Raw genomic sequence first — 25109 nt, forward strand, 5'->3', positions numbered from 1 at the left:
ACGCTCGACCTGCGCCGCGTGCGCACCTGGATCGCCCGTGCCCTGGCGAACGCCCGGGAGAACTCCGACGACCGGGGCGACGTCCCCGGCTGGGTGCTGGTCACGATCATGACGGCCGGGCTGGTCGTCGGGTTGTGGGCCGTCGCCGGCCCCCGGCTGGAGGCGGTGTTCACCCAGGCGATGGACGCCGTCGTCGGGCAGCTGTGAGGAAGGACGAGGGTTCCGCCGTGGCGGAGTTCGCGGCCGTCGCGGGGTTGCTGGCGCTGCTGTTCGCGGCCGTCGTGCAGCTCGCCGTCGTGCAGCACGTCCGGGCCACGGCCGCGGACTGCGCGGGGGAGGGGGCCCGGTTCGGCGCTCTGCGGGGCAACACCCCGGAACTCGGCGCACGGCGCAGCCGGGAACTCCTGACCGCGTCGCTCTCGCCCCGCTTCGCCGACCACGTCGCGGCGGACGTCGTCGACCTCGGCGGGCTGCGCGTCGTGCAGGTCGACGTGGACGCGCCGCTGCCCGTGATCGGCCTGTTCGGCGTCGGCCGGGGGATGCACCTCGAGGGCCACGCGGTCCTGGAGGGCGCGCGGTGACCCGCGACGAGGGCAGCGCGGCGGTGGAGTTCCTCGTCGTGGGCGTGCTCCTGCTCGTGCCCATCGCCTACCTGGTCCTCACCCTCGGCCGGGTCCAGGCGGCGACGTTCGCCGCCGAGTCCGGGGCGCGGGAGGCGTCGCGTGTGCTCGCGACCACGGCCGACGGGGAGACCCTCGCCGAGACGTCGGTGGCCCTCGCGCTGGCCGACCAGGGGTTCGCGACCCCGCCGGGGACGCTGGTGCTGGAGTGCGCGGCGGACCCGTGCCGTTCACCGGAGGCGGAGATCGTCGCGACGGTGCGGATCGACGTCGACCTGCCCTTCGTCCCGGGATTCCTGGGCGGGGCCGTCCCGGCGCACGTCCCGGTGGAGGTGCGCCGGGTCGCCGTCGTCGACCGGTTCGCCTCGTGAACCGGCGGGACGACGAGGGGCGGATCGCGCTGCTGTCGCTGGCCTTCGGCCTGCTCGCGATGGTCCTCGTGCTGGTCGTGGTGTCCGCCTCGGCGGTGCACCTGCAGCGCAAACGTCTCTACGCGGTGGCCGACGCGGCGGCGGCCGACGCGGCCGACGCCCTCGACGACGCGGCCTACTACACGGGCGGCGGCGGTCTGCTGCTCTCCGACGCCTCGGTCCGGGACAGCGCGGCCGACTACGTCGCCGCCCACGCCGACCTCGCCGGTGTCGTCGTGGCCGAAGGCACGGGAACCCCGGACGGGCGCACGGCGGTCGTGGTCCTGGACGTCGACGTCCGGCCGCTGTTCGTCGCCTTCGTCCCCGAGGAGTTCGCGGCCGGGATCCGGCTGCGGGCCACGTCACGTGCGGTCGCCGACCTGCGCTGAACGTGTCAGCGTCACAGCGTGAGCGAACTCAAGGACGCACGGATCCTCGTCACGGGTGCCGGCGGTGGTCTGGGGCGGCCGATCGTGCGCCTCCTGACCCGGGCCGGGGCGCGGGTGGTCCTCAGCGGGCGGGACGTCTCGACGCTCGAGGGGGCCCACGCCGTGGCCGCCGACCTGCGCCTGCCGGGGGAGCCGGAACGCCTCGTCGCGGAGGCCGTCAACCACCTCGGCGGCCTCGACGGCCTGGTCCACGCGGCCGGGGTCGTCGCCTTCGGTCCGGGGGTGGAGGCCGACGACGAGCTCCTCGACGAGCTGTTCCTCGCCGACACCCTCGGGCCGATCCGGCTGCTGCGCGCGGCCGTCCCGCAGATCACGACGGGGGGCTTCGCCGTCGTCGTCTCCGCGGTCGTGGCCGAACGGCCGCAGCCGGGGATGGCCGCGTACTCCGCGGCGAAGGCGGCGCTCAGCTCCTTCACCCAGGCGCTGGCCCGGGAGGTCCGGCGCGAGGTGCGGGTGATCGACGTGCGCCCCCCGCACACCGAGACGGGCCTGGCGCAGCGTCCCGTCGCCGGGACCGCACCGCGGCTGCCGACGGGCCTGGACCCGGAGGCGGTGGCGGAGCGGATCGTGCGCGCCATCGTCGAGGACGAGCGCGACCTGCCCTCCGCGGCGTTCGCGTGAAGGGCGGGCCGGGTGCCCCGACGTAGACTCGTCGGTCGTGGCCATCGACTTCCCCGCTGAGATCTCCGCCCTGCGCACGACGTACGCGTCCATCCGCGAGGTGTCGGACCTCGAAGCGCTGCGCAAGGAGCTGGCCGACCTCAACGACGAGGCCGCCGCACCGAGCCTGTGGGACGACCCCGAGCACGCCCAGACCGTCACCAGCCGCCTCTCCGCCGTGCAGGCCGAGCTCGACCGCATCGAGAAGATGGGCGGTCGCATCGACGACCTCGAGGTGCTCGTCGAGCTCTCCGAGGACGAGGACGACGCCGACTCCCTCGTCGAGGCCGAGACCGAGCTGGAGGCGGTGAAGGCGCAGCTGGCGCAGCTCGAGGTCCGCACCCTGCTGTCGGGGGAGTACGACAACCGTGAGGCCATCGTCACGATCCGCTCCGAGGCCGGTGGCGTCGACGCCGCCGACTTCGCCGAGATGCTCATGCGGATGTACCTGCGCTGGGCGGAACGTCGCGGCTACAAGAGCGAGGTCTACGACACCTCCTACGCCGAGGAGGCGGGCATCAAGTCGGCCACCTTCAAGGTCGCCGCGCCCTACGCCTACGGCACGTTGTCCGTGGAGCAGGGCACCCACCGCCTCGTGCGGATCTCGCCCTTCGACAACCAGGGCCGTCGCCAGACGTCCTTCGCCGGCGTCGAGGTCCTGCCCGTCGTGGCCGAGACCGACCACGTCGACGTCAACGAGAACGAGGTCCGCGTCGACGTCTACCGCTCCTCGGGTCCCGGTGGTCAGTCCGTCAACACGACCGACTCCGCGGTGCGCCTCACCCACCTCCCGACCGGCATCGTCGTGACCTGCCAGAACGAGAAGTCGCAGCTGCAGAACAAGGCCGCCGCCATGCGCGTCCTGCAGGCCAAGCTTCTGGAGAAGGCCCGCAAGGACCGCCAGGCCGAGCTCGACGCGCTCAAGGGCGACGACTCCGGCTCGTGGGGCAACCAGATGCGCTCCTACGTCCTGCACCCGTACCAGATGGTCAAGGACCTGCGGACGAACTACGAGGTCGGCAACACCTCCAACGTCTTCGACGGCGAGATCGACAGCTTCCTCGACGCGGGCATCCGCTGGCGCAAACAGGTCGAGCAGGCCTGACCGAAGATCACCCGCAGGGAGTCTTGCGCTCACCCACAGTGGGCGGACCGTATGGTGGTGGTGGTCAGAGCAGCACCAGTTCTCCCTGTCCCCGAGACTGACCACCCCCACGAGTGATCACCTTCGAGCACGTCAGCAAGGTCTACGGCGAGGGGCACCGCCCCGCGCTCGCGGAGGTGACCCTCCAGATCGACAAGGGCGACTTCGTCTTCCTCGTCGGTCCGTCCGGGTCGGGGAAGTCGACCTTCCTGCGCCTGGTCCTCAAGGAGGAGCGCGCCAGCAGCGGGTCCGTCCAGGTCGCCGGTCGTGACGTCGGCCGGTTGCGTTCCTGGAAGGTGCCGGCCCTGCGTCGCCAGATCGGGGTCGTCTTCCAGGACTTCCGCCTCCTCGCCGACAAGTCCGTCTACGAGAACGTCGCCTTCGCCCTGCAGGTGCTCGGCAAGCCGCGTCACGTCATCGCCCAGACCGTCCCCGAGACCCTCGGTCTCGTCGGGCTGGCCGGCAAGGAGAAGCGCCGTCCGCACGAGCTCTCCGGGGGTGAGCAGCAGCGCGTCGCCATCGCGCGCGCGTTCGTCAACCGGCCCTCGCTGCTGCTGGCCGACGAACCCACCGGGAACCTCGACCCCGAGACCAGCGTCGGGATCATGAAGCTGCTCGACCGGATCAACCGCACGGGGACCACGATCGTCATGGCCACGCACGACGACGACATCGTCGACCAGATGCGCAAGCGCGTCGTCGAGCTCCGCGACGGTCGTGTCGTGCGCGACGAGGACCGCGGCGTCTACGGATCGGGTCGCTGATGCGGATCGGTTTCGTCCTCGGTGAGATGTTCACCGGGTTGCGCCGCAACTTCACGATGACGCTCTCCGTCGTGCTCGTCACGATGGTGTCGTTGTTCTTCTTCGGGACCGGTCTGCTCGTGCAGAAGCAGGCGGGGACCCTCAAGGGCGAGTGGTACGACCGCGTCCAGGTCTCGATCTTCCTGTGCGGGGACGAGTCCCTCGCCACGAGCTGCCCCGGCGGTGCCGTCAGCGACACCCAGCGCAACGCCCTGCGGGACGCGCTGACCGCGGACCCGCTGGTCGAGCGGGTCTACTACGAGTCGAAGCAGGAGGCGTACCAGAACTTCAAGGAGACGACGGCGCCGGGCCTGTCCGACAACGTCACCGCCGACCAGCTCCCCGAGTCCTTCCGCGTGAAGCTCAAGGAACCGTCGCGCTACCTCGAGCTCACCGCCGAGTACCAGGACTACGCGGGGGTCGAGGAGATCCCCGACCAGCGCGCCATCCTGCAGCCGCTGTTCACGGTGCTCGACACCGCGACGCGCGTCTCGCTCGGGCTGGCCGCGCTCATGCTGATCTGCTCGATGATGCTCGTCTCCACGACCATCCGGCTCACCGCGTTCAGCCGCCGTCGCGAGACGACGATCATGCGCCTGGTGGGTGCCTCGCGGGCCCTCATCCAGTTGCCGTTCGTCCTCGAGGGGGTCGTCGCGAGCCTCGTCGGTGGCGTCCTCGCCTCCGGGGCGCTGTGGGCGATGGTCAACTTCGGGGTCTCGAGGCTGCAGTCGCGGCCGGGGTTCACGACGCGGCTCATCTCGACCCACGACGTGCTCACCGAGACGGGACCGATCATCGTCGCCGTCGGCGTGGTGTTCGCCGTCATCGCCTCGCTGTTCAGCCTGCGCCGCTGGCTGAAGGTCTGAGCGTCCACCAGAACGGGACAGAACGGGACAGGACGGAACTGCGGTGCGGGACCCGGCGCACGCCGCCTAGACTCGAAGGTCCGAGATCGAGCACCACAGCAGGACCTGGAGGACCACGTGCCGCGCGAGACCGGTCGCAAGGTGATCGCCAGCAACCGCAAGGCGCGCCACGACTACTTCATCGACGACGTCTACGAGGCGGGCGTCAGCCTGATGGGCACCGAGGTCAAGGCGCTGCGGATGGGGCGGGCGTCCCTGGTGGACGGCTTCGCCCACATCGACCGCGGTGAGATGTGGCTCGAAGGGGTCCACATCCCCGAGTACGTCCAGGGCACGTGGACCAACCACACCCCGCGACGCAAGCGGAAGCTCCTCCTGCACCGCGAGGAGATCGAGCGCTGGGCCGGGAAGGTCCGCGAGTCCGGACTGACGATCGTGCCGTTGGCGCTCTACTTCAACGACGGCAAGGTCAAGGTCGAGATCGGGCTGGCTCGGGGCAAGAAGAACTACGACAAGCGCCAGACCCTGCGCGAACGCCAGGACCGGCGCGAAGCCGACCGCGCGATGTCGGAGCGCAAGAACCGCTGACGTTCGACGAACTGCGGATGCGCGCCCGGCCCGTGAGCGCTGTCATCGGTCCATGCGCACCACGACCACGTTGCTCGCCGGCCTCGGGGCAGCGGCCCTGGTCCTGGGGCCGCTGGCCACCGCGGCCTCGGCCGACGGTCCCTCCGACGACGAGCGCGTCGACTCCTACGCGGCCCGGCTCACGGTCGGCGCCGACGGGTCCGTCGCCGTTCGCGAGGAGATCAGCTACGACTTCGGCCGCGAGGGCCACCACGGCCTGGAACGCTTCCTCCCCGTCCAGGCTCCGCACGACCAGACCCACGACCGCCGCTACCCCGTGCGCGACCTGCAGGTCACCAGTCCGACCGGGGCCGCCACCCGGGTGAGCACCGAGACCGACGACGGCTTCCTCGACGTCCGCATCGGCGACCCCGCCGCGAACGACGTCACGGGCCGGGAGACCTACGTCCTCACCTACACCGTCCCCGCCGTCGTCGACCGCGTCGACGGGGGACTGCAGCTCGCCTACGACGTCGTCGGCACCGGCTGGCAGGTCCCGATCGACCGCGTCGACGTCACCCTCGAGGCCCCCGCCGCCGTCACCGACCCCCGGTGCTTCCAGGGCGAGGAGGGCAGCACCGACCGGTGCTCCGCCGCCGCCACCGCCACCGGCGCCACGTTCGCCGCCACCGGGCTGGGCCCCGAGCGAGGGGTCACGATCGCCGCCGCGCTACCCATCGGATCCCTGTACCCCGCCGACCCGCTGCTCGTCGACACCTTCAGCCCGGCGCGCGCCTTCACCGCCGACGGCCCGACCCTGGGCGCCGCCGCAGGTGTCCTCGCCCTCGGAGCCGGGGGGATCGCGCTGGCCCGGCGACGCCGACCCGCGACGGCCGGTCCGAAGGGGGCCGTCGGGGTCACCGACGTCCCGCCCGGGGTGCTCGGGACCGTCGTGCACGGTGGTGCGCACACCGTCGACGTCGTCGCCACCCTGCTCGACCTCGCCCAGCGCGGACACCTGCGTCTGGAGGAGGTCACCGCCCCCGACGGGTCCGTCGTCGACTGGGACCTCACCCGCACCGACAACCCCGACCCGCTCGCCCCGGCCGAACGACGGCTGCTGGACACCGTCTTCGCCGAGGGCGACGACACCTCGCTGTCCGCGGTCCGCACCACCGCCCGGGCCGGGACCGGGCTGACGAAGGACCTGCTCGAGGACGACGCCGTCGCCCGCGGCCTGTTCACCGACCGCCCGCGGAACGTGCTGCGCCGGTGGGCGCTGCGCAGCGTCCTGGTGGCCCTCGCCGGCGGCGCACTGACCCTGGTCCTGGCGCTCTGGACGACCCACGCCCTCATCGGTGTCGCCGTCACCGTCGTCGGACTCCTCGCCCTCGTCGCCGGGTTCGCCGGAGCCGCACCCAGCCCGCTGACCGCTCGGGGACGCGAGATCCGCCGGCAGGCCGGCGAGTTCGCCGCCACCCTCGCCCGCTACGGCGACGCCGACGCGCTCGCCGACGGCGGTACCCCGCACCGCTTCGCCCGGCTCGTGCCCTACGCCGTCGCCCTCGACGCCACCGACGCCTGGGTCGCCGGGGCCCGCGCCCTGCAGGCGGCCGACGCACCCCTGCCCGCCCCCGGCTGGTACTCCGGGCGGGCCCACGAGGGGTCGACCTTCAACGTCGCCCTCTTCGCCGGGACGATGGGCGGCTTCTCCGCCAGCACCACCGACGCCCTCAGCGCCGCACCCCCCGCCACGGCGAGCTCCGGCTCGTTCGGCGGCGGCGGTGGGTTCACCGGGGGAGGGGCCGGTGGCGGTGGCGGCGGGTCCTGGTGACCGGGCAGGTGACCGCGCAGGCGGCGAGGGGAATGTGGGCGACGGGGCGGCCGTTGAGGGGTAGGCTAGGCGCACAACTGAACATGGGGATGACAGGTTTCGACGGTGGACGTCGAGCCAGGGGAAGCGGGTCGAGGATGCATGGTCATCTCGTCAACGATCCATGCAAACCAATAGGTGCCGATTCCAAGCGCACCGAGTTCGCCCTCGCCGCCTGAGCGAGTGTGACTCTGTCAGCCCGGGTGTGCTCCCGCCCCGGGTCCTGGCATCAGCTAGGGGGCTCACCTCTCACCGAGGTCGCGTAGGTGAGAGGGACAATCAACGCGGCTGGGCCCGGCGGTGACATGCCTGTATGAGCATCGGGGCCGAGCAGACCGCTGAACAGGATGCACCCGGAGAAGCCCTGGTTTCACGCTATCGGACGCGGGTTCGATTCCCGCCATCTCCACCAGCACCACGAGAGCGCCCCACCGGCTGGTCCGGTCGGGGCGCTCTCGCGTTCCCGGGCCAGGCGTAGGCCCCAGGGCTGACCCGGCGTCCGGGAACTCCGTCCCCGCTCCGACGCGCGAGCCACAGCGGATCGACAGGCTCGAGGCATGGACATCCTCACCGCCCGCGGTCTCGTCATGACCTACGGGACCACCCGCGCCCTCGACGACGTCGACGTCACCCTCCCCGCCGGGGAGTCGCTCGCCGTGATGGGACCTTCGGGGTCGGGCAAGACCACGTTGCTGCACGTCCTCGCCGGGATCCTGCGCCCCACCTCCGGGGCCGTCGAACTGGCCGGACGCGATCTCGGATCCATGTCGGACGCCACACGCACCGTGTTGCGGCGCAACGACTTCGGTTTCGTCTTCCAGTCCGGTCAGCTGCTCTCCGAACTGCCGGCCGACGAGAACACGGCGCTACCGCTCATGCTCGCCGGGCAGTCCCGCGCTGCCGCCACGGCCCGCGCGCGGGAGCTCCTGGCGAAGCTGGGACTGGCGGGGATGGAGCACCGGCGACCGGGCGAGCTCTCCGGGGGACAGGCGCAGCGCGTCGCGATCGCGCGGGCCCTGGTCGGCTCGCCCAGCGTCGTCTTCGCCGACGAACCCACCGGCGCGCTCGACCAGGCCACGGGTCGGGAGGTCCTCGAGCTGCTGACCTCCGCCACCCGCGCCACCGGCGCGGCCCTGGTCGTCGTCACCCACGACGCCGGGGTCGCCCGCTGGTGCGACCGGACGCTGGCCATGCGCGACGGTCACGTCGTCAGCGAGTTCCGCGCCCCGACCGGGGTCCGGGCGTGAACGCCACCCTGGCGATCTGGTGGTCGCTGGCCCGTCACACCCACGGCACCCCGCGCGACCGGTTGCCGACGACGCTGGCCGTCACCGCCTTCGCCGTGACGACGTGGTCGGTGCTCACCGTCGCCGGCGGGGTGCAGGCCTTCGCGGCCCGGGCCGCGAGCGCCGGGGCGGACTCCGACGCGCAGGTCTACCCCCTGCTCTCCTGGGTCTCCGTCGCGCTGCTGCTGGTGCCGACGGCGACCCTCGGTGCGGCCGCGGCCCGCCTCACGGTCGCCCGGCGCGACGAGCGGCTGGCCCGGTTGCGCCTCGCGGGGGCGACGAGCACGCAGATCGGTGCGATGGCCCTCCTGGACGCGGCCGTGCAGGCCGTGGCGGGGGCGGTCCTCGGGGTGGTGCTCGACGTGGTGACGGTGCCGGCGCTCGCCCGGTTGAGGTTCCAGGGCCGCGCCTTCGACGTCGCCGAGCTGCGGCTGGGCCCGTGGCCGGTGCTGGCGACCGTCGCGGCGGTCCTGCTCGTCGCGCTGGTGTCCTCCGCGGTCAGTCTGCGACGGGTCGCGATCACGCCGCTCGGGGTGGCGCAACGCCTGCCGCAGAAGGGTCTGAGCTGGGTGCGGGTCGTCCCGGTGCTGGTGCTGGGGGCGGGTTTCGTCGCCGCCTTCAACGCGGGCAGCGTGGTGTTCGGGGCCGGTGTGGTGGTCGGGGCGCTGGTCCTGGTCGGCTTCCTGGCCGGTGCGTTCGCGGTCTTCAACCTCGTCGGGCCGCTGCTCGTCTCCGTGCTCGGCCGGGTCCTCGGTGCCCGGGCCCGGACGGTCCCGACGCTGCTGGCCGCGCGGCGGATGAGCGAGGACCCGAAGAGCACCTGGCGCAGCGTGGGGGGCATCTCGCTGGTCACGTTCGTCGCGGGGTGCCTCAGCGTGACCCCGGGGTTGACCGCCGGGTCGCCCGGTGAGGAGGACGCGCAGCTGCTGGGTGACATCGGCACCGGGGCGGCCGTGACCCTCGTCATCGCCGCGGTCCTCGCGGCCGTGTCGACGGGCGTGACCCAGGCGTCGCGGGTGCTGGACTCCCGCGGTCGCTACCGGACGCTGCACCTGGCGGGGACCGACGTCGCCGTCCTGCACGCCGCGCGGTCCCGGGAGACGTGGATCCCGCTCGTGGTCACGATGGGCGGAGCGGCCGCGCTGGCGCTGCTGATCGTCTCCCCGGTGATCGGTCTGCTGTCGGCGGCGCCGACGGGTGTGCTGTGGTTCGTGGGCTGCGCGGTGGCCGGTGCCGGTCTCGTCCTGGGTGCGGCGAGGGCCAGTCGGCCGCTCGTCGTCGCCGCCGCGCAGGGCGATCCGGTGGGAATCCCGTCTCGCTGAGTGATTCGTCAGAACGCAGCGTCGCGCGGTGTGCGCCAGGTCGGGGGTCTTTCGGATCGGGCTGCGAGACACGCCGTTCGAACTCGTACGGTCGGCTGACACCGACTCCTCCGGAGCCGGCCGGACCGAGGGGGAGCTGTGCAGGACGCCGACTACCGGCGCCTCGTGGAGGACTCTCCGCTGGCCACGCTCCTCGTCGCTCCGGGCGAGGACGGGTGGCTCACGACGTGGGCGAACCCCGCCGCCGCCGACCTCCTGGGCCGCTCGGGGGCCGAGGAGGCGACGGGGCTGGCGCTGGCCGACCTCGTCCACCGCGACGACGTCACCGAGGTGCTCGAGGCGCTCGAGCACGGGGTGCCGGGCGAGCAGACGGCCTTCGAGTGGCGGTTCGTGCGCCCCGACGGCGAGACGGTGACGGTCGAGGTGCTGCTGGGCCCCGCCGACGGTTCCGGTGGGCTGAGCCTGTCCTGCTGGGACGTCAGCCAGCACGTCGCGCGCACCCGCGACCTCACCCACCGCGCGACCCACGACCGCCTCACCGGTCTGCCCAACCGTGGCCTGCTGGAGGACCGCTGGGCCCTGGCCCGTTCCCGCGCCCGCCGCACGGGGCACGCCCCGGTCGTCGCGTTCTGCGACGTCGACGACCTCAAGCAGCTCAACGACGTCCACGGCCACCTCGTCGGTGACCACGCCCTGGTGCGCATCGCGGAACGGCTCACCGGGGCCTCGCGCGGGGAGGACACCGTCGCCCGGTTCGGCGGTGACGAGTTCATCGTCCTCGTCGAGAGCTCGCTGGACGTCGAACCGCAGGCCCTGACCCGGCGCCTGCGCGAAGCCGTCGCCGACGTCCCGGTGCCGCTGCCCGACGGCACGGTGATCGCGGTGTCCTGCAGCGTCGGCCTCGTCGTCGACGACCTCGGCGAGTCCACGGCCGAGGTGCTGGCCCGCGCGGACCGGCACATGTACGAGGACAAGCGCCGCCCCCGCTGAGGGTAGTTTCCCCCTCGTGGCCAAACTGCTGGAACCCCTCACCCTGCGCGGCACGACGTTCGCGAACCGCATCTGGGTCTCACCGATGTGCCAGTACTCCTGCGACGCCGAACGGGCGCCGGGCGTCCCCACCGACTGGCACCTCGTCCACCTCGGGGGCCTGGCCGTCGGCGGCGCCGCGCTCGTCCTCACCGAGGCCGCGGCCGTCGTCCCCGAGGGCCGGATCAGCCCGCAGGACGCCGGGTTGTGGAACGAGGAGCAGGCGCGGGGCTGGACCCGCATCGTCGACTTCGTCCACTCCCAGGGCGTCGCGATCGGTGTCCAGCTCGCCCACGCCGGCCGCAAGGCCAGCACCTACCGGCCCTGGGCCGAGCAGCAGGGCAGCGTCCCGCCCGCCGACGGCGGCTGGGAGACCGTCGGCCCGAGCGCGCTCGCGTTCGGCGGGTACGCGACCCCCGCCGAACTCGACCTCGACGGCATCGCCCGCGTCGTGACGGGCTTCGCCGACGCCGCCCGCCGCGCCGACGCCGCGGGCTTCGACGTCGTCGAGCTGCACGCCGCCCACGGCTACCTGCTGCACCAGTTCCTCTCGCCGGTCTCCAACCACCGCACCGACGCCTACGGCGGTGACCTCGCCGGCCGGTCGCGGCTGCTGCTCGAGGTCCTCGACGCCGTCCGGGCGGTGTGGCCGCAGGAGAAGCCGGTCCTGGTCCGCCTCTCCACCTCCGACTGGGTGCCGGGCGGCTGGGACGTCGCGGAGTCCGTGGAACTGACCCGGGAACTCCTCGCCCACGGGGCCGACCTGATCGACGCCAGCTCCGGCGGGAACGCCCCGGAGCAGCAGATCCCCGTCGGTCCCGGCTACCAGGTGCCCAACGCGGCCCGGATCCGCCGCGAGACGGGGGCCCCCGTCGCCGCCGTCGGTCTCATCCTCGAACCGGCCCAGGCCGAGCAGCTGCTCGTCAGCGGTGACGCCGACGCCGTCTTCCTGGCCCGCCCCCTGCTCGCCGACCCGCGCTGGCCGCAGCGCGCCGCTCAGGCGCTGCACGCGCCGGAGGCGGTCGCGTGGCCGCCGCAGTACGTCCGCGCCACGCGGGCGGCCGTTCCCTTCGTGCAGCCGCGGGTGTGAGGACATGATGGGGAGGTGAGCAGCGCGATCCCGTCGTCGACCCTGGCCGGACGGCTGCTGCTCGCGACCCCCGCGCTGACCGACGAGAACTTCGCCCGCGCCGTCGTCCTCGTGCTCAACCACGACGAGGACGGCGCGCTGGGCGTCGTCGTGAACCGGCCGCTGGACGTCGACGTGGACAGCGTCCTGCCCGGCTGGCAGCCCTTCGCGACGGCCCCGGGGAAGCTCTTCCAGGGTGGTCCGGTGGCGCTGGACTCCGCCCTGGGGCTCGTCTCCGTGCCCGGGGACCGACCCGACCCGCTCGGGGTCCGTCGCGTCTTCGGTTCCGTCGGGCTGGGCTCGGTGGGCCTCGTCGACCTCGACACGCCCCCCGAGGCCGTCGTCGCGGAGCTGTCCGGGCTGCGGATCTTCGCCGGGTACTCCGGCTGGAGCGCCTCGCAGCTGGAGACGGAGATCGCCGAGGGGGCCTGGTTCGTCCTGCCCGCCGAGGCCCGGGACGCCTTCAGCGACACCCCGCACGACCTGTGGGCGCAGGTGCTGCGCCGTCAGGGGGGTGACCTGGCCCTCGTGGCCAGCTTCCCCGACGACGTCTCCATGAACTGAACGGCCCCCCGTCGGGCGCGTACGATCCTGCCCATGAGTGGCCGCCTGAGCTCGCCGACCGACGACCCGTTCCGCACCCAGCCCGAACAGTCGCCAGCGTCCACCCCCTCCCGCACCGCGGTCCTCGACCGCGAGGAGCAGGTCGAGGAGAAGGTCGAACCGGGTGATCACGAACGCTTCGCGCACTACGTGAAGAAGGAGAAGATCATGGAGTCCGCCCTCTCGGGCGACCCCGTGATCGCGCTCTGCGGCAAGGTCTGGGTGCCGGGCCGCGACCCCAAGCGCTTCCCGGTCTGCCCGACCTGCAAGGAGATCTACGAGACGCTCTCCGGCAAGGGCGGGGACAAGGGCGGGGACGACGGCGGGAGCTGAGCCGGGAGCTCACCGGTCCTGCCCCGTGCGCGCGTCGCCGCGCCGGAGCACCCCCGAGCCTCGTCTACGGTGGAGGGACCGATGAGCACCACCGAACACGAACCCCAGCTGGCCCTGGCCGACACCGTCACCGCACGCGGTCACGGTCCCGTGGTCGACGCCCCCGGAACTCCCGCGGCGCGTCCCCTGCGGGCCTGGCAGAACGCAGCCCTCGAACGCTACTTCGACCCCGCGCGCGACGAACCGGCCGACTTCCTCGTCACCGCGACGCCCGGCGCCGGCAAGACGACCTTCGCCCTCGCGCTGGCCCGTCGGCTGCTGGACTCCCGCCGGGTCGACCGGATCGTCGTCGTCGCCCCGACCGACCACCTGCGCACCCAGTGGGCCGAGGCCGCCCACCGCGCCGGCGTCGAGCTCGACCCCACGATGACCAACGCCGTCGGGCCGGTGCGCCCCGACATGAAGGGCTACGTCACCACCTACGCCCAGGTCGCGGGGCACCCGATGCTGCACCGGGCCCGGGCCACCGCGAAGCGCTCGCTGGTGATCATGGACGAGATCCACCACGCCGGGGACGGGCTGTCCTGGGGTGACGCCGTGTTCGAGGCCTTCGGCGACGCCCGCCGCCGGCTCTCGCTGACGGGGACCCCGTTCCGCACCAAGACCGACGAGCGCATCCCGTTCGTCAACTACGTCGACGACGACTCCCCGGAGTCCGAGGGCGGCCTGCGGAGCAGCGCCGACTACGGCTACGGCTACAAGGAGGCGCTCGCCGACGGCGTCGTCCGCCCCGTCGTGTTCGCGGCCTACACGGGGGTCTCGCGCTGGCGGAACTCCGCCGGCGAGGTCGTGGCCGCCTCGCTGACCGACGCCACCACCAAGTCGGTGGAGTCGCTGGCCTGGAAGACCGCCCTCGACCCGCGCGGCGACTGGGTCCCGCACGTGATCGCCGCCATGGGCGAGCGCCTCGACCACCTGCGCGAGCACGGCATGCACGACGCCGCCGGCCTGGTGCTGGCCTCCGACCAGGAGGACGCCCGCGCCTACGCCAAGATCGTGCAGCGGGTCACGGGGGAGAAGCCGGCGCTGATCCTCTCCGACGACCCGAAGGCCTCGCAGAAGATCTCCGAGTTCGCGCAGAGCGACCAGCGGTTCGCGGTCTGCGTCCGGATGATCTCCGAGGGCGTCGACGTGCCGCGCGCGGCCTGCCTGGCGTGGATGACGTCCTACCGGACCCCGCTGTTCTTCGCCCAGGCCGTCGGCCGCGTCGTGCGCTCGCGGGTGCCGGGGGAGTCCGCGACGGTCTTCCTCCCCGCGGTGCGGCCCCTGCTGGCGCTGGCCGCGGCGATGGAGAGCGACCGCAACCACGTCATCCCGCCGCCCGCGTCGGTCTCCTCCGACGAGGTCGACGAAGGCGGCCTGGACCTGCTCCCGCCGCCCGAACGCGAACCCGGCGGCCCCAAGGAGTACGAGGCGCTCGAGGCCCAGGCCGAGTTCGCCCACGTCCTGCACGGGGGCAAGGCCCTCACCGGTGGCGACCTCCCGCAGGTCAGCGTCGACGAGCAGGACTACCTCGGCCTGCCGGGTCTGCTCTCGCCCGAGCAGACCGCGGCCCTGCTGCACCAGCGCGACGCGGAGATCCGCAAGCGCACCGCGACCCCGCGCCACGTCGAGGACGCGCCCCCCACCGAAGACGCCGAACCCGAGCAGGAGGACGCCACCTGGCACACGGCCGCCGTGCTGCGCAAGGAGATCCACGGCCTCGTCGGCCGGGTCGCCGCGGGCCGGCAGATGCCGCACGCCAGCGTCTACTCCAAGCTGCGCGCGGCGGTGCCCGGACCACCGTCGGCCTCGGCCTCGGTGGACGTCCTGCGCGCTCGCCGCGATCACCTGCTGTCCATGGTCTAGGTTGCTGAGGTGCCCGAGATCGTCCAGCGGACCATGGTCCGCGCCCCCGTCGCCGAGGTGTTCGACATGTCCCTCGACCTCGACGTGGAGCGGGTCGCGGGCAAGCGCTACAAGGTGAAGGCCGTCGAGGGGGCCGGGCGCACCAGCGGGCGGATCGAGCTCGACGAGAAGGTCCAGTGGCGGCTGCGCCTCCTCGGTCTGCGGGTCACCCACACCTCCCACATCACCGCCCTGGACCGGCCACGGCGCTTCGTCGACGAGATGGAGTCCGGGGCGTTCCGGGCCTTCCGCCACGAGCACACCTACGAGCCCGAGGGCCCGCGGATGACGATCATGACCGACCGGATGGCGTGGACCTCGCCCTACGGTCTCCTCGGCCGCGTCGCCGACCTGCTCTTCGTCCGGCGCACGCTGCGCCAGCTGCTGGCCGACCGCAACTCCGAGATCGTCCGCCGCTTCAGCTGACGGAACCCTCGCGGGCCGGTGACCGTTGCCCCGGTATGGGATTCCTGGACAACCTGAAGAGCAAGGGTCTGCTGGCGGGCGACCAGCTGAAGACGAAGGTCGGTCAGTTCAAGAGCAAGGACTTCGCCGAGGCGAGCATGGCGACCTGCGCCCTCATCGCGGCCGCCGACGGCAGCATCGAGCCGGAGGAGCGCCAGAAGACCGCGGCCTTCATCGCCAGCAACGACGTCCTGTCGATCTTCAACGCCGGGGAACTGCGCGAGTCCTTCGACAAGTGGTGCGGGAAGCTGACCGCCGACTACGACTTCGGCAAGATCGAGGCGCTGCAGGCCGTCGGGAAGCTGCGCAGCAAGCCCGAACAGGCCCGCGCGGTCGTCCAGGTCGGCGTGGTCATCGGCGGCGCGGACGGCGACTTCGACCCGAACGAGCAGCGTGCGGTGCGTGAGCTCTGCCAGGCCGTGGGCATCGACCCCTCCGAGTTCGGCGTCGCCTGAACCTGACACGCTGACGACCATGAGCACGCCGGCCGGGTGGTACCCGGACCCCTCCGCCCCTGACGCGCTGCGGTGGTGGGACGGTGGGCGCTGGACCGAGCACGTCCACCGGGCCGCCACCACCAGCCCACCCCAGCAGGCCCGCAGCCCCTACGGCGCACCGCACCAGCAGTACCCGCCCTCGCAGTACCCCGTGCCCGGGGTGAAGGCCATCGCCACCCCCGACGGGCAGGCGCTGGGCGGGTTGGGCTCCCGGCTGATGGCGCGGATCGTCGACTGGATCCTGCTCGGCGTCATCGGGACCATCGCGGCGTGGTCACCCCTGCAGACCATCGACGCGCAGGTCCGGTCGGCCTTCGACGTGTGGATGGCGGGAGACCCGGAGCGCGGGTCGACGCTGATCGTCGAGGCCACCCGCAGCGGCGCCGCCTCCACGGCGACGTTCATCCTGCTGGCCGTCAGCGCCGTCTACACGATCCTCACCGTGCGGCTGGCCGGGGGGACCCCCGGCAAGCTGCTCTTCCGGCTGCGGGTCCGGGACTGGCAGCGTCCCGGGCTGCCGTCGTGGGGTCAGGCGATCATCCGCTGGCTGGGGTGCGACCTGCTGGGACAGGTCGTGCCGTTCTACTCCCTGATCGACTTCCTCTGGCCGTGCTGGGACCAGCGCAAGCAGGCCCTGCACGACAAGATGGGCCGCACCGTCGTCGTGCGGAAGCGCTAGCTGTACTACCCGGGGAAGACGGGGTCCCCGACGAGGGCGACGCCCGCGCTGCGCAGCTGCGCCAGCGCGGGCTCGACCGTCGCCGCCGAGATCCCCGCCGTCAGGCCCAGCAGCACGGTCGTGCGGAACCCCGCGGCGACGGCGTCCAGCGCGGTCGCCCGCACGCAGTGGTCGGTGGCGATCCCCACGACGTGGACCTCGGTGACCTCCTGGGCGCGCAACCAGTCCGCGAGCCCGGTGTCCAGTTCGCCACCCTCCTCGGTGACCCGGCTCGTGGTGCCCTCGAACCCCGAGTAGGCCGCCGCGTACTGCCCCTTGCGGAAGACCGCCTCGATCCGGCGGGTGTCGAGGTTGTCGTGCAGCAGCGCCCCGTAGCTGCCCGCCCGGCAGTGCGGCGGCCAGGTGTCGACGAAGTCGGGGGTCGGAGAGAAGTGCGCGCCCGGGTCGATGTGGAAGTCCTGGGTCGCGACGACGTGGTCGTAGCCGATGCCCCGCCCGGCGGAGGTGTCCTGCGTCAGCAGCTGCGAGATGGCCGCGGCCACCTCGTCACCGCCGGCGACCGCGAGCGCGCCGCCGGGGCAGAAGTCGTTCTGCACGTCGACGACGATCAGCGCGCGGGTCACCGCAGCACCGTCCGGTTCGCGTCCAGCACCGTGGTCGGGATCGCTGGTTCGCCCTTGGACAGGGCCAGTCCGTCCCACGGCAGCGTCACCAGCGCCCGGTGCAGGTGCTCGCGGGCCGCGTGCAGGTCCGGCAGCCCGCCGGCGTCCGCGGGGACCCGTTCGCCGTCCACGACCATCGGGATCTGCAGCGGCCGGTCGTTGGTCTCGCGCGGGGGGGTGAACCCGACGCCGAGGACCTCGTCGGTGGCGGTGCCCGTCGCCCGGTGCCGCCGGACCGCGACCTTGCGCCCGCCCTGGGTGACCTTGGACGTCGAGCGCTTCGCGACGGGACGGCCCTCGACCTCGACGAGCTTGTAGACCAGCCCGGCCGTGGGGGCGCCGGAGCCGGTGACCAGCGAGGTGCCCACGCCGTAGCCGTCGACGGGCGCCGCGGCGAGCGCGGCGAGCGCGTACTCGTCGAGGTCGCCGGAGACGACGATCCGCGTCGAGGTGGCGCCGAGGGAGTCCAGCTGCTCACGGGCCTGCACGGCGATCACGGCGAGGTCGCCGGAGTCGATGCGGACGGCGCCGAGCTGCGGTCCCGCGACCTCGATGGCCGTCGCGATGCCGGCGGTGATGTCGTAGGTGTCCACCAGCAGCGTGGTGGAGACCCCGAGCGCCGCGACCTGGGCGGCGAACGCCTCCGCCTCGGTGTCGTGCAACAGGGTGAACGCGTGCGCGGAGGTCCCCGAGGTGGGGATGCCGTACGTCGCGCCGGCCTGCAGGTTCGACGTCGAGGTGAACCCCGCGAGGTAGGCGGCGCGTGCGGCGGCGACGGCGGCCTGCTCGTGGGTGCGGCGCGAGCCCATCTCGATGATCGGGCGGTCCCCGGCGGCGTGCGCCATCCGGGCCGCGGCCGCGGCGATCGCGCAGTCGTGGTTGAGGATCGAGAGCACGACGGTCTCGAGCACGACGGCCTCGGCGAAGGTGCCGGTGACGGTGAGCATCGGGGAGCCGGGGAACCACAGCTCACCCTCGGCGTAGCCCTCGATCGACCCCGTGAACCGGTACCCGGCCAGCCAGTCCAGCGTCCTCTCGTCCAGCACGCCGTTCAGCCCGCTCAGCAGCTCCGGGTCGAAGGTGAAGTCGCGCACGGCGTCGAGGACCCGCTCGGTGCCGGCGACGACGCCGTAGCGGCGGCCGTCGGGCAACCGGCGGCCGAAGACCTCGAACGTGCACGGCCGGTCGCCGGTGCCGTCGGCCAGCGCCGCCTGCAGCATGGTCAGCTCGTACATGTCGGTCAGCAGCGCTGTGCTCGCGCGGGGGCTCCCCATGCTGGGAATCTAGCGAGCGCGGGGTTGCCTAGACTGCGGGGGTGCCCGCCGCTGTCCCCGTCGTCCTCACCGCTCCCACCGAGCTCGAGCGTCCGGAGACCGACCTCGGCACCGCTCCGGACACCCCGTGGGTCACCATCGTCTGGAACGACCCCGTCAACCTGATGTCCTACGTCGCCTACGTGTTCCGCACCCACTTCGGCTACTCCGAGGCCAAGGCCGACGCGTTGATGCTCGACGTGCACCAGAAGGGCCGCGCCGCCGTGAGCGCCGGCCGCCGCGAGGCGATGGAACGTGACGTCGAGGCCATGCACGGCTACGGGCTGTGGGCCACCCTGCAGAAGGACGAGTGAACGTGGCCACCTTCCGCCGGACCCGGCACGGGCACTTCTCGCTGACCCTGCACCCCTCCGAGGCCGATCTGCTGGCCTCGCTGGCCCGTGAGGTCCTCGAACTCCTCGAGGTGCCCGCGCCCGCGCCGCAGCGACCCGTCGACCCGCTGCAGGCCGAGCTCGGCCTGCACGACCTGCCGAGCTTCGACACCCCCCTCGACGGTCTCCCCGGTGGGTTGCCGGACGGCCTCGCCGGCGACGGACCCCTCGCCCCGCCCGAGGACGAGGTGCTGCGCCGGTTGCTGCCCAACGCCTACGGCGACGAGGACCCCGCGGCCTCCGCGGAGTTCCGCCGCTTCACCGAAGGCGGTCTGCGGGAACGGAAGGCGGCCGCGGCGAGCAGCCTGCTGGCCTCGCTGGCCCCCGTCGAGGGACAGGGCGGCCGGATCCAGCTCGACCCCGACGGCGCGCGCTCCTGGCTCTCCGCGCTCAACGACATCCGGCTCGCGCTCGGCACCCGCCTCGGCGTGAGCGACGACAGCGACCCCTTCAGCGACCTCGCCGAGGACGACCCGGCGCGCTGGGCGTGGGCGGTCTACGACTTCACCACCCACCTGCAGGAGACCCTCGTGCGGTCGCTGTCGTGAGCCTCGAGCAGGACCTGCCGATCGGGATCTTCGACTCCGGCGTGGGAGGTCTCACCGTCGCCCGCGCGGTGCTGGACCAGTTGCCGCACGAGGCGGTCCACTACGTCGGCGACACCGCGCACGCCCCGTACGGGCCGAAACCCATCGCCGAGGTGCGCCGCCTCGCCCTCGACGTCCTCGACCGGATCGTCGAGTCGGGCGTGAAGATGCTGGTCATCGCCTGCAACTCCGCCTCCGCGGCGATGCTGCGCGACGCCCGGGAACGCTACGACGTGCCCGTCGTGGAGGTCATCCAGCCCGCCGTCCGCCGGGCCGTGCGCGCCACCCGCAACGGCCGGGTCGGGGTCATCGGGACCCGCGCGACGATCTCCTCGCGCGCCTACGAGGACGCCTTCGCCGCCGCCCCGCACCTGGCCCTCACCACGACGGCCTGCCCGGCGTTCGTCGAGTTCGTCGAGCGCGGCATCACCAGCGGCCCCGAACTGCTCACCGCCGCCCGGGGCTACCTGGAACCGGCGATCGCCGCCGACGTCGACACCCTCGTCCTGGGCTGCACGCACTACCCCCTGCTGATGGCCGTCCTGCGCAGCGTCGTGGGCGACGACGTCACCCTCGTCTCCAGCGCCGAGGAGACCGCCTTCGACGTCTACCGCGAACTGGCCACCCGCGAACTGCTGCGCCCCGACGACCGTCCGCAACCCCGCCACCGGTTCACCTCCACCGGCGACACCGTCGCCTTCCGCCGCCTCGCCCAGCGCTTCCTCGGCCCCCAGCTCGGGCCGCAGCTCGTGGACGTCGAGGAGACCGGTCCGCTCTACCTCGGCGCCCTGCGCTGATCGCCCGGCGGGCGGTGCCGGCGCAGGCCGCGCACAGCCGCCGGTGAGAAGGTGGACCTCGTGACTGACCCGACCCGTACCTCCGGACGCGCCGACGGCCGCGCCGCCGACGAACTCCGTCCCGTGACCATCACCCGCAACTGGCTGGACCACGCCGAGGGCAGCGTCCTCGTCGAGTTCGGCCGCACCCGGGTGCTCTGCGCGGCGTCGTTCACCGAGGGTGTTCCGCGCTGGCGCAAGGGATCCGGCCAGGGCTGGGTCACCGCGGAGTACGCCATGCTGCCCCGGTCCACGAACACCCGCAGCGACCGCGAGTCCGTCAAGGGCAAGATCGGCGGCCGCACCCACGAGATCTCCCGGCTCATCGGCCGCAGCCTGCGGGCCGTCGTCGACACCGCCCAGCTGGGGGAGAACACCATCGTCCTGGACTGCGACGTCCTGCAGGCCGACGGCGGCACCCGCACCGCGGCCATCACCGGCGCCTACGTGGCGCTCGCCGACGCGATCTCCTGGGCCCGCGGCAAGGGCATCGTCAAGGCCTCCAAGCAGCCGCTGACCGGGACGGTGTCGGCGATCAGCGTCGGCGTCGTCGACGGGGTGCCGGTCCTCGACCTGCCCTACGTCGAGGACGTCCGCGCCGAGACCGACATGAACGTCGTCGTCACCGGCGACGGCAAGTTCGTCGAGGTGCAGGGCACCGCCGAGGGGGCGCCCTTCGACCGCGCCGAGCTGAACGCCCTGCTCGACCTCGCGCTGGGCGGCACGAGCACCCTCGCCGCGCTGCAGGCGGAGGCGCTCGCCCGATGAGCAGGGTCGTGCTGGCCACCCGCAACGCCCACAAGGTGGGGGAGCTGCGGGCCGTCCTCGCGCCGCTGCTGCCCGACGTCGAGGTCGTCACCGTCGACGCCTTCGAGCACGTCCCCGAGGTCGCCGAGACCGAGGTGACCTTCGCCGGGAACGCGCTGCTGAAGGCCCGCGCGGTCGCCGCCGCCACCGGCGTCCCGGCGATCGCCGACGACTCCGGCATCAGCGTCGACGTCCTCGGCGGGGCCCCGGGGATCTTCTCGGCGCGCTGGTCGGGCCGGCACGGCGACGACGTCGCCAACCTGGAACTCCTCCTCGCCCAGATCGCCGACGTCCCCGCGCAGCACCGCGGCGGGGCGTTCATCTGCGCGGCGGCCCTCGCCCTGCCCGACGGCTCGGCCGTCGTCCGGCTCGGGGAGCTGCGCGGCACGATCACCACGACGACCGCCGGGGGTGGTGGCTTCGGCTACGACCCGGTCTTCGTCCCCGAGGGGGCGCAGCGAACGCTGGCCGAGCACACCGCGGCCGAGAAGAACGCGGTCAGCCACCGCGGGGCCGCCTTCCGGGCCCTGGCCCCGTTCGTCGTCGACGTTCTCGCCGGTCGACCAATCCCACTCGAGCACGGCTCCGAAGGACAGTGATGTGAGGACAGCCACGAACACGGGGGAGAGCGCGCCACCCGGCGTTGCGGAGGGGAAGCGCCGGTGGACCGGCGCGCTCTCGGGTGTTCTCAGCGCGGGGCTGACGTTCGGCGTGGGGCAGCTCGTGGCGGGGATCGTCTCCCCGTCGGCGGCTCCCCTCGTCGTCGTCGGCGACGCGGTCGTGGACCGGGTCCCGGCCTGGCTGAAGGACACCGCCATCCGGGCCTTCGGGACCCACGACAAGGTGGTCCTGCTCGCGACGATCACGGTCGTGGTCGTGCTGCTCGCCGCCCTGGCGGGGGTCCTGGCCCGGCGACGGCTGGCGGTCGGCGTCGGGATCGTGGGTCTGCTGGGTGTCGTGAGCGTGCTCGCGGCGGCCACCCGGCCGGACGCGACGACGCTGTCCCCCCTGCCCTCCGTCCTCGGGGCGGCGGCGGGGGCGTACGCGCTCACCGTGCTCACCCGCCGGCTCGCCGGACCCGGGGTGACGGGCCGCGCGGGCGGTCCACCCCGCCGGGCGGTCCTGCTGGGCGGTACCGCCGTCGTCGCGGCCGCCAGCGGTGGCGCGGGGCAGCTGCTCGTCGCCACCCGCAGTGCGGAGATCTCCCGTGACGCCGTCGTGCTGCCCGCGCCGGCCGACCCGGCGCCGGTCCTCCCCGCGGGGATCGACCCGAGCGACGCGATCGCCAGCGGGCTCACCACCTACGCCACGAAGAGCGCCGACTTCTACCGCATCGACACCGCCCTCGTGGTGCCCGACCTGCGGGCTGAGGACTGGTCGCTGACGGTCCACGGTCTCGTGGACCGCGAGCTCACCCTGAGCTTCGACCAGCTCCTCGCGATGCCCCTGCGGGAGCGCTGGATCACCCTGACCTGCGTGAGCAACGAGGTCGGCGGCGACTACGTCGGCACCGCCCGCTGGCTCGGCTACCCGCTCGCCGACCTGCTCGGAGCGCTGGGGGTGCAGTCCGGGGCGGACATGCTCTACGCCACCAGCACCGACGGGTTCACCCTCTCCGCGCCGCTGGCCGAGGTGACCGACGGCCGGGACGCGATGCTCGTCGTCGGGATGAACGGGCAGCCGCTGCCCCGCGAGCACGGGTTCCCCGTCCGCATGGTCGTCCCGGGTCTCTACGGCTACGTCTCGGCCTGCAAGTGGGTCACCGACATCGAGGTCACCCGGTTCGCCGAGAAGACCGCGTACTGGACGGACCGGGGCTGGGCGGAGAAGGGCCCGATCAAGACGGCCTCCCGCATCGACGTCCCGCGCTCCTTCGACAAGGTGCGCGCGGGTCGGGTCCCGATCGCCGGCGTCGCCTGGGCGCAGCACCGCGGGATCAGCGCCGTCGAGGTGCGGGTCGACGAGGGGGAGTGGGAACGGGCCCGGGTCCTGCCCTCCGCCTCCGCCGACACCTGGTGCCAGTGGGTCTACGACTGGGACGCGACCGAGAAGGGCAGCCACACGGTGCAGGTGCGGGCCACCGACGGCACGGGTGCGCCCCAGACCGACGTCGTCGCCGCTCCCGCCCCCGACGGGGCCAGCGGGTACGACTCGATCACCGTCACCGTGCAGTGACACCCTGGACACCCCGGACCGCCTGAAGATCGTCTGAAGTTCCTGCGCCGCAGACCAATCCCTCCGGTGCTCCGGTCCGAATCCCAGGTGTTCGAACGCTAGGGAACCTCCCCGGCCGGACCGCTGGGGGGAATCGTGGAGCTGGAGAGCGTATTCGGGGCCCGGTCCTGCGGGGTGGGTTCCCGTTGAGACACCTGGGACGACACCCGGGGCACGGGGCAGGAACCGCGTGCCGAGCCCCCGCCGGGGTGACACAGTGACGGTGATGACGACCTCGAGACCCCGCGATGCCGCGGAGACCAGCGCCGAGTCGGCCCTGGCCTCCGCCGCGAACGGTGACCAGGCCGCCTTCGCGACGTTCTACGACGCGACCGCTGCGGCAGTCCACGGCACTGTCCTGCGCGTCCTGCGCGACCCGGCCCAGTCCGAGGAGGTCGTCCAGGAGGTGTTCCTGGAGGCCTGGCGGACGGCGGCGCGCTTCGACCCGACCCGGGGCAGCGCCCGGGCCTGGGTGGTGACGATGGCCCACCGCCGGGCGGTGGACCGGGTCCGTGCCTCGCAGGCCAGTTCGGACCGCGACGAGAAGGTCGGGGTCCGTGAGATCCCGCCCTACGACAGCGTGAGCGAGGAGGTGGTGGTGATGCTGGAGCAGGACGAGGTGCGCCAGGCCCTCGACGCGCTCAGTCCGTTGCAGCGCGAGGCCATCGACCTCGCCTACTTCGGCGGGCGCACCCACCGGGAGATCTCCGAGCACCTCGCCGTCCCGCTCGGCACCGTCAAGACGAGGCTGCGCGACGGCCTCATCAGACTCCGCGACGTCATGGGGGTGGCCCGATGAGCCCCCGGAACCACCACGACCACCACACCGACCCGATCGACCCCACGGAGGACCCCTTGCTCGCCGCTGCCTGGGCGCTCGACGCGCTCGACGACGCGGAGCGCGAGGCCTACGAAGAGCGTCTGCGTTCCCACCCCGAGGAACGCGCCGACGCCGACGCGCTGCGCGAGACCGCGTCCCTCCTCGGCACGGCCGTCCAGCCGCCGCCCCGGTTGCGCTCCTCCGTCCTCGACGCGATCGCCGCGACGCCGCAGGAGACCCACGGACACACCGCGCCGCCCCCGGTGCTCGACCTCGACGTCGCCCGCTCGCGACGTGCCCACCGTCAGGAGAGCGCCCGCCGACCCTCGCGCTGGAGCATGCTCGTCGCCGCCGCGGGGATCGCCGTCGCCGCCGCCGGCGTCGGGGTAGGGGTCTCCTCCCGCTCCGAGCAACCGCCGACCATCAGCGCGGAACGGTCTGCCCGCCAAGAGGTCGCGGACCTGCTGAGCAGCCCCGGCGCGGTGGTCTCGACCGTCGCCGCCACCGACGGGGGCACCGCCACGCTCGTGCGGGCCGACGGCCGCCTCGGGGTCCTGACGACGGGTCTGCCCGCCGCCGGTGACGGCCGCGGCTACCAGCTGTGGCTCGCCACCGGTGACACGATCTCCTCCGCGGGGATGATCACCGTCGGTACCGGCGGGGGTTCCGCGACCGTCGTCGACGCCGGCAGTTCCAACGGGGTCGGGATCTCGGTGGAACCCGCCCACGGGTCGCAGCAGCCGACGACGACCCCCGTCGTCTTCACCGCCCTGCAGGCCTGACCGGTTCGGGTCCC

30 protein-coding genes and 1 other RNA gene are annotated in these 25109 nt (G+C 73.1%); 29 read left to right on the forward strand and 2 right to left on the reverse strand.

Annotated elements, in window-relative coordinates:
• The first annotated feature begins 9 nt into the window (after positions 1-9).
• The 21 genes from AC0I8G_RS16310 to AC0I8G_RS16410 all read left to right on the forward strand — a co-directional run bounded on the left by AC0I8G_RS16310 (position 10) and on the right by AC0I8G_RS16410 (position 16682).
• Positions 10-207, forward strand: a complete 198-nt coding sequence (locus AC0I8G_RS16310) for a hypothetical protein (RefSeq protein ID WP_380261541.1) — start codon at positions 10-12, stop codon at positions 205-207.
• A gap of 20 nt (positions 208-227) precedes the next feature.
• Entirely contained in the window at positions 228-581 is a 354-nt protein-coding gene (locus AC0I8G_RS16315; RefSeq protein ID WP_471730872.1) for a pilus assembly protein, read from the forward strand.
• Positions 578-991, forward strand: a complete 414-nt coding sequence (locus AC0I8G_RS16320; protein ID WP_471730873.1) for a TadE/TadG family type IV pilus assembly protein — start codon at positions 578-580, stop codon at positions 989-991. The genes AC0I8G_RS16315 and AC0I8G_RS16320 overlap by 4 nt, the downstream gene beginning before the upstream one ends.
• Positions 988-1419 (forward strand): pilus assembly protein TadG-related protein, encoded by a 432-nt coding sequence (locus AC0I8G_RS16325; protein WP_471730874.1) that lies wholly within the window; start codon positions 988-990, stop codon positions 1417-1419. Before AC0I8G_RS16320 ends, AC0I8G_RS16325 begins: the two co-directional genes overlap by 4 nt.
• 18 nt (positions 1420-1437) lie before the next feature.
• On the forward strand, positions 1438-2100 hold the full coding sequence (locus AC0I8G_RS16330; protein ID WP_471730875.1) for an SDR family NAD(P)-dependent oxidoreductase: 663 nt from the start codon (positions 1438-1440) through the stop codon (positions 2098-2100).
• A 37-nt stretch (positions 2101-2137) separates the two neighbouring features.
• Entirely contained in the window at positions 2138-3244 is a 1107-nt protein-coding gene (gene prfB / locus AC0I8G_RS16335; protein WP_471730876.1) for a peptide chain release factor 2, read from the forward strand.
• A gap of 113 nt (positions 3245-3357) precedes the next feature.
• Positions 3358-4047 (forward strand): cell division ATP-binding protein FtsE, encoded by a 690-nt coding sequence (ftsE, locus tag AC0I8G_RS16340; RefSeq protein ID WP_328295006.1) that lies wholly within the window; start codon positions 3358-3360, stop codon positions 4045-4047.
• Positions 4047-4952, forward strand: coding sequence for a permease-like cell division protein FtsX (gene ftsX, locus AC0I8G_RS16345; RefSeq protein WP_471730877.1), 906 nt, complete (start codon positions 4047-4049; stop codon positions 4950-4952). Before ftsE ends, ftsX begins: the two co-directional genes overlap by 1 nt.
• 117 nt (positions 4953-5069) lie before the next feature.
• Positions 5070-5540, forward strand: coding sequence for an SsrA-binding protein SmpB (gene smpB, locus AC0I8G_RS16350; protein ID WP_380157933.1), 471 nt, complete (start codon positions 5070-5072; stop codon positions 5538-5540).
• 52 nt (positions 5541-5592) lie between these two features.
• Positions 5593-7353: a DUF2207 domain-containing protein gene (locus AC0I8G_RS16355; protein WP_471730878.1), complete on the forward strand. Its 1761-nt coding sequence runs from the start codon at positions 5593-5595 to the stop codon at positions 7351-7353.
• 85 nt (positions 7354-7438) lie between these two features.
• Positions 7439-7804: a transfer-messenger RNA gene (gene ssrA, locus AC0I8G_RS16360) on the forward strand.
• 145 nt (positions 7805-7949) lie between these two features.
• Positions 7950-8639 (forward strand): ABC transporter ATP-binding protein, encoded by a 690-nt coding sequence (locus tag AC0I8G_RS16365; RefSeq protein ID WP_471730879.1) that lies wholly within the window; start codon positions 7950-7952, stop codon positions 8637-8639.
• On the forward strand, positions 8636-10000 hold the full coding sequence (locus AC0I8G_RS16370) for an FtsX-like permease family protein (protein ID WP_471730880.1): 1365 nt from the start codon (positions 8636-8638) through the stop codon (positions 9998-10000). Before AC0I8G_RS16365 ends, AC0I8G_RS16370 begins: the two co-directional genes overlap by 4 nt.
• A 138-nt stretch (positions 10001-10138) precedes the next feature.
• Positions 10139-10990 (forward strand): sensor domain-containing diguanylate cyclase, encoded by an 852-nt coding sequence (locus AC0I8G_RS16375; protein ID WP_471730881.1) that lies wholly within the window; start codon positions 10139-10141, stop codon positions 10988-10990.
• Positions 10991-11006: 16 nt separating this feature from the next.
• The gene (locus tag AC0I8G_RS16380; RefSeq protein ID WP_471730882.1) at positions 11007-12119 is read left to right on the forward strand and encodes an NADH:flavin oxidoreductase/NADH oxidase; all 1113 of its coding nucleotides are present in this window, start codon (positions 11007-11009) and stop codon (positions 12117-12119) included.
• Between the two features lie 15 nt (positions 12120-12134).
• Complete coding sequence (locus AC0I8G_RS16385) at positions 12135-12722, forward strand: YqgE/AlgH family protein (protein ID WP_471730883.1); 588 nt, start codon at positions 12135-12137, stop codon at positions 12720-12722.
• Positions 12723-12755: 33 nt separating this feature from the next.
• Positions 12756-13094, forward strand: a complete 339-nt coding sequence (locus AC0I8G_RS16390) for a DUF3039 domain-containing protein (protein WP_380261045.1) — start codon at positions 12756-12758, stop codon at positions 13092-13094.
• Between the two features lie 81 nt (positions 13095-13175).
• Positions 13176-15002, forward strand: a complete 1827-nt coding sequence (locus AC0I8G_RS16395; RefSeq protein ID WP_471730884.1) for a DEAD/DEAH box helicase — start codon at positions 13176-13178, stop codon at positions 15000-15002.
• Between the two features lie 9 nt (positions 15003-15011).
• Positions 15012-15467, forward strand: coding sequence for an SRPBCC family protein (locus tag AC0I8G_RS16400; protein WP_328295019.1), 456 nt, complete (start codon positions 15012-15014; stop codon positions 15465-15467).
• A 35-nt stretch (positions 15468-15502) separates the two neighbouring features.
• Positions 15503-15961 carry a tellurite resistance TerB family protein gene (locus tag AC0I8G_RS16405; protein ID WP_328295020.1) on the forward strand — a complete coding sequence of 153 codons (459 nt, stop codon included), beginning with the start codon at positions 15503-15505 and terminating at the stop codon, positions 15959-15961.
• A 19-nt stretch (positions 15962-15980) separates the two neighbouring features.
• Positions 15981-16682: an RDD family protein gene (locus AC0I8G_RS16410; protein WP_471730885.1), complete on the forward strand. Its 702-nt coding sequence runs from the start codon at positions 15981-15983 to the stop codon at positions 16680-16682.
• Between the two features lie 5 nt (positions 16683-16687).
• Here the strand turns inward: AC0I8G_RS16410 and AC0I8G_RS16415 are convergent, their stop codons facing one another.
• Both AC0I8G_RS16415 and AC0I8G_RS16420 read right to left on the reverse strand, forming a co-directional pair.
• Positions 16688-17305, reverse strand: coding sequence for a nicotinamidase (locus AC0I8G_RS16415; RefSeq protein WP_471730886.1), 618 nt, complete (start codon positions 17303-17305; stop codon positions 16688-16690).
• Positions 17302-18618: a nicotinate phosphoribosyltransferase gene (locus AC0I8G_RS16420; protein WP_471730887.1), complete on the reverse strand. Its 1317-nt coding sequence runs from the start codon at positions 18616-18618 to the stop codon at positions 17302-17304. Before AC0I8G_RS16420 ends, AC0I8G_RS16415 begins: the two co-directional genes overlap by 4 nt.
• 41 nt (positions 18619-18659) lie before the next feature.
• Between AC0I8G_RS16420 and clpS the strand changes: the two genes are divergently transcribed.
• The 8 genes from clpS to AC0I8G_RS16460 all read left to right on the forward strand — a co-directional run bounded on the left by clpS (position 18660) and on the right by AC0I8G_RS16460 (position 25095).
• Positions 18660-18971, forward strand: coding sequence for an ATP-dependent Clp protease adapter ClpS (gene clpS / locus AC0I8G_RS16425; protein WP_328295024.1), 312 nt, complete (start codon positions 18660-18662; stop codon positions 18969-18971).
• 2 nt (positions 18972-18973) lie between these two features.
• A complete protein-coding gene (locus AC0I8G_RS16430) occupies positions 18974-19597 on the forward strand; it encodes a DUF2017 domain-containing protein (protein WP_471730888.1) in 624 nt (207 codons plus the stop codon).
• The gene (gene murI / locus AC0I8G_RS16435; protein ID WP_471730889.1) at positions 19594-20433 is read left to right on the forward strand and encodes a glutamate racemase; all 840 of its coding nucleotides are present in this window, start codon (positions 19594-19596) and stop codon (positions 20431-20433) included. The genes AC0I8G_RS16430 and murI overlap by 4 nt, the downstream gene beginning before the upstream one ends.
• Positions 20434-20493: 60 nt before the next feature.
• A complete protein-coding gene (gene rph / locus AC0I8G_RS16440) occupies positions 20494-21240 on the forward strand; it encodes a ribonuclease PH (RefSeq protein WP_380261063.1) in 747 nt (248 codons plus the stop codon).
• The gene (gene rdgB / locus AC0I8G_RS16445; protein ID WP_471730890.1) at positions 21237-21878 is read left to right on the forward strand and encodes an RdgB/HAM1 family non-canonical purine NTP pyrophosphatase; all 642 of its coding nucleotides are present in this window, start codon (positions 21237-21239) and stop codon (positions 21876-21878) included. Before rph ends, rdgB begins: the two co-directional genes overlap by 4 nt.
• Position 21879: 1 nt before the next feature.
• Positions 21880-23454, forward strand: coding sequence for a molybdopterin-dependent oxidoreductase (locus AC0I8G_RS16450; protein WP_471730891.1), 1575 nt, complete (start codon positions 21880-21882; stop codon positions 23452-23454).
• 265 nt (positions 23455-23719) lie between these two features.
• On the forward strand, positions 23720-24292 hold the full coding sequence (gene sigK / locus AC0I8G_RS16455; RefSeq protein WP_380261070.1) for an ECF RNA polymerase sigma factor SigK: 573 nt from the start codon (positions 23720-23722) through the stop codon (positions 24290-24292).
• Positions 24289-25095, forward strand: coding sequence for an anti-sigma factor (locus AC0I8G_RS16460; RefSeq protein WP_471730892.1), 807 nt, complete (start codon positions 24289-24291; stop codon positions 25093-25095). The genes sigK and AC0I8G_RS16460 overlap by 4 nt, the downstream gene beginning before the upstream one ends.
• Positions 25096-25109: the final 14 nt, after the last annotated feature.

It is taken from the genome of Kineococcus sp. AC630 (assembly GCF_979255925.1).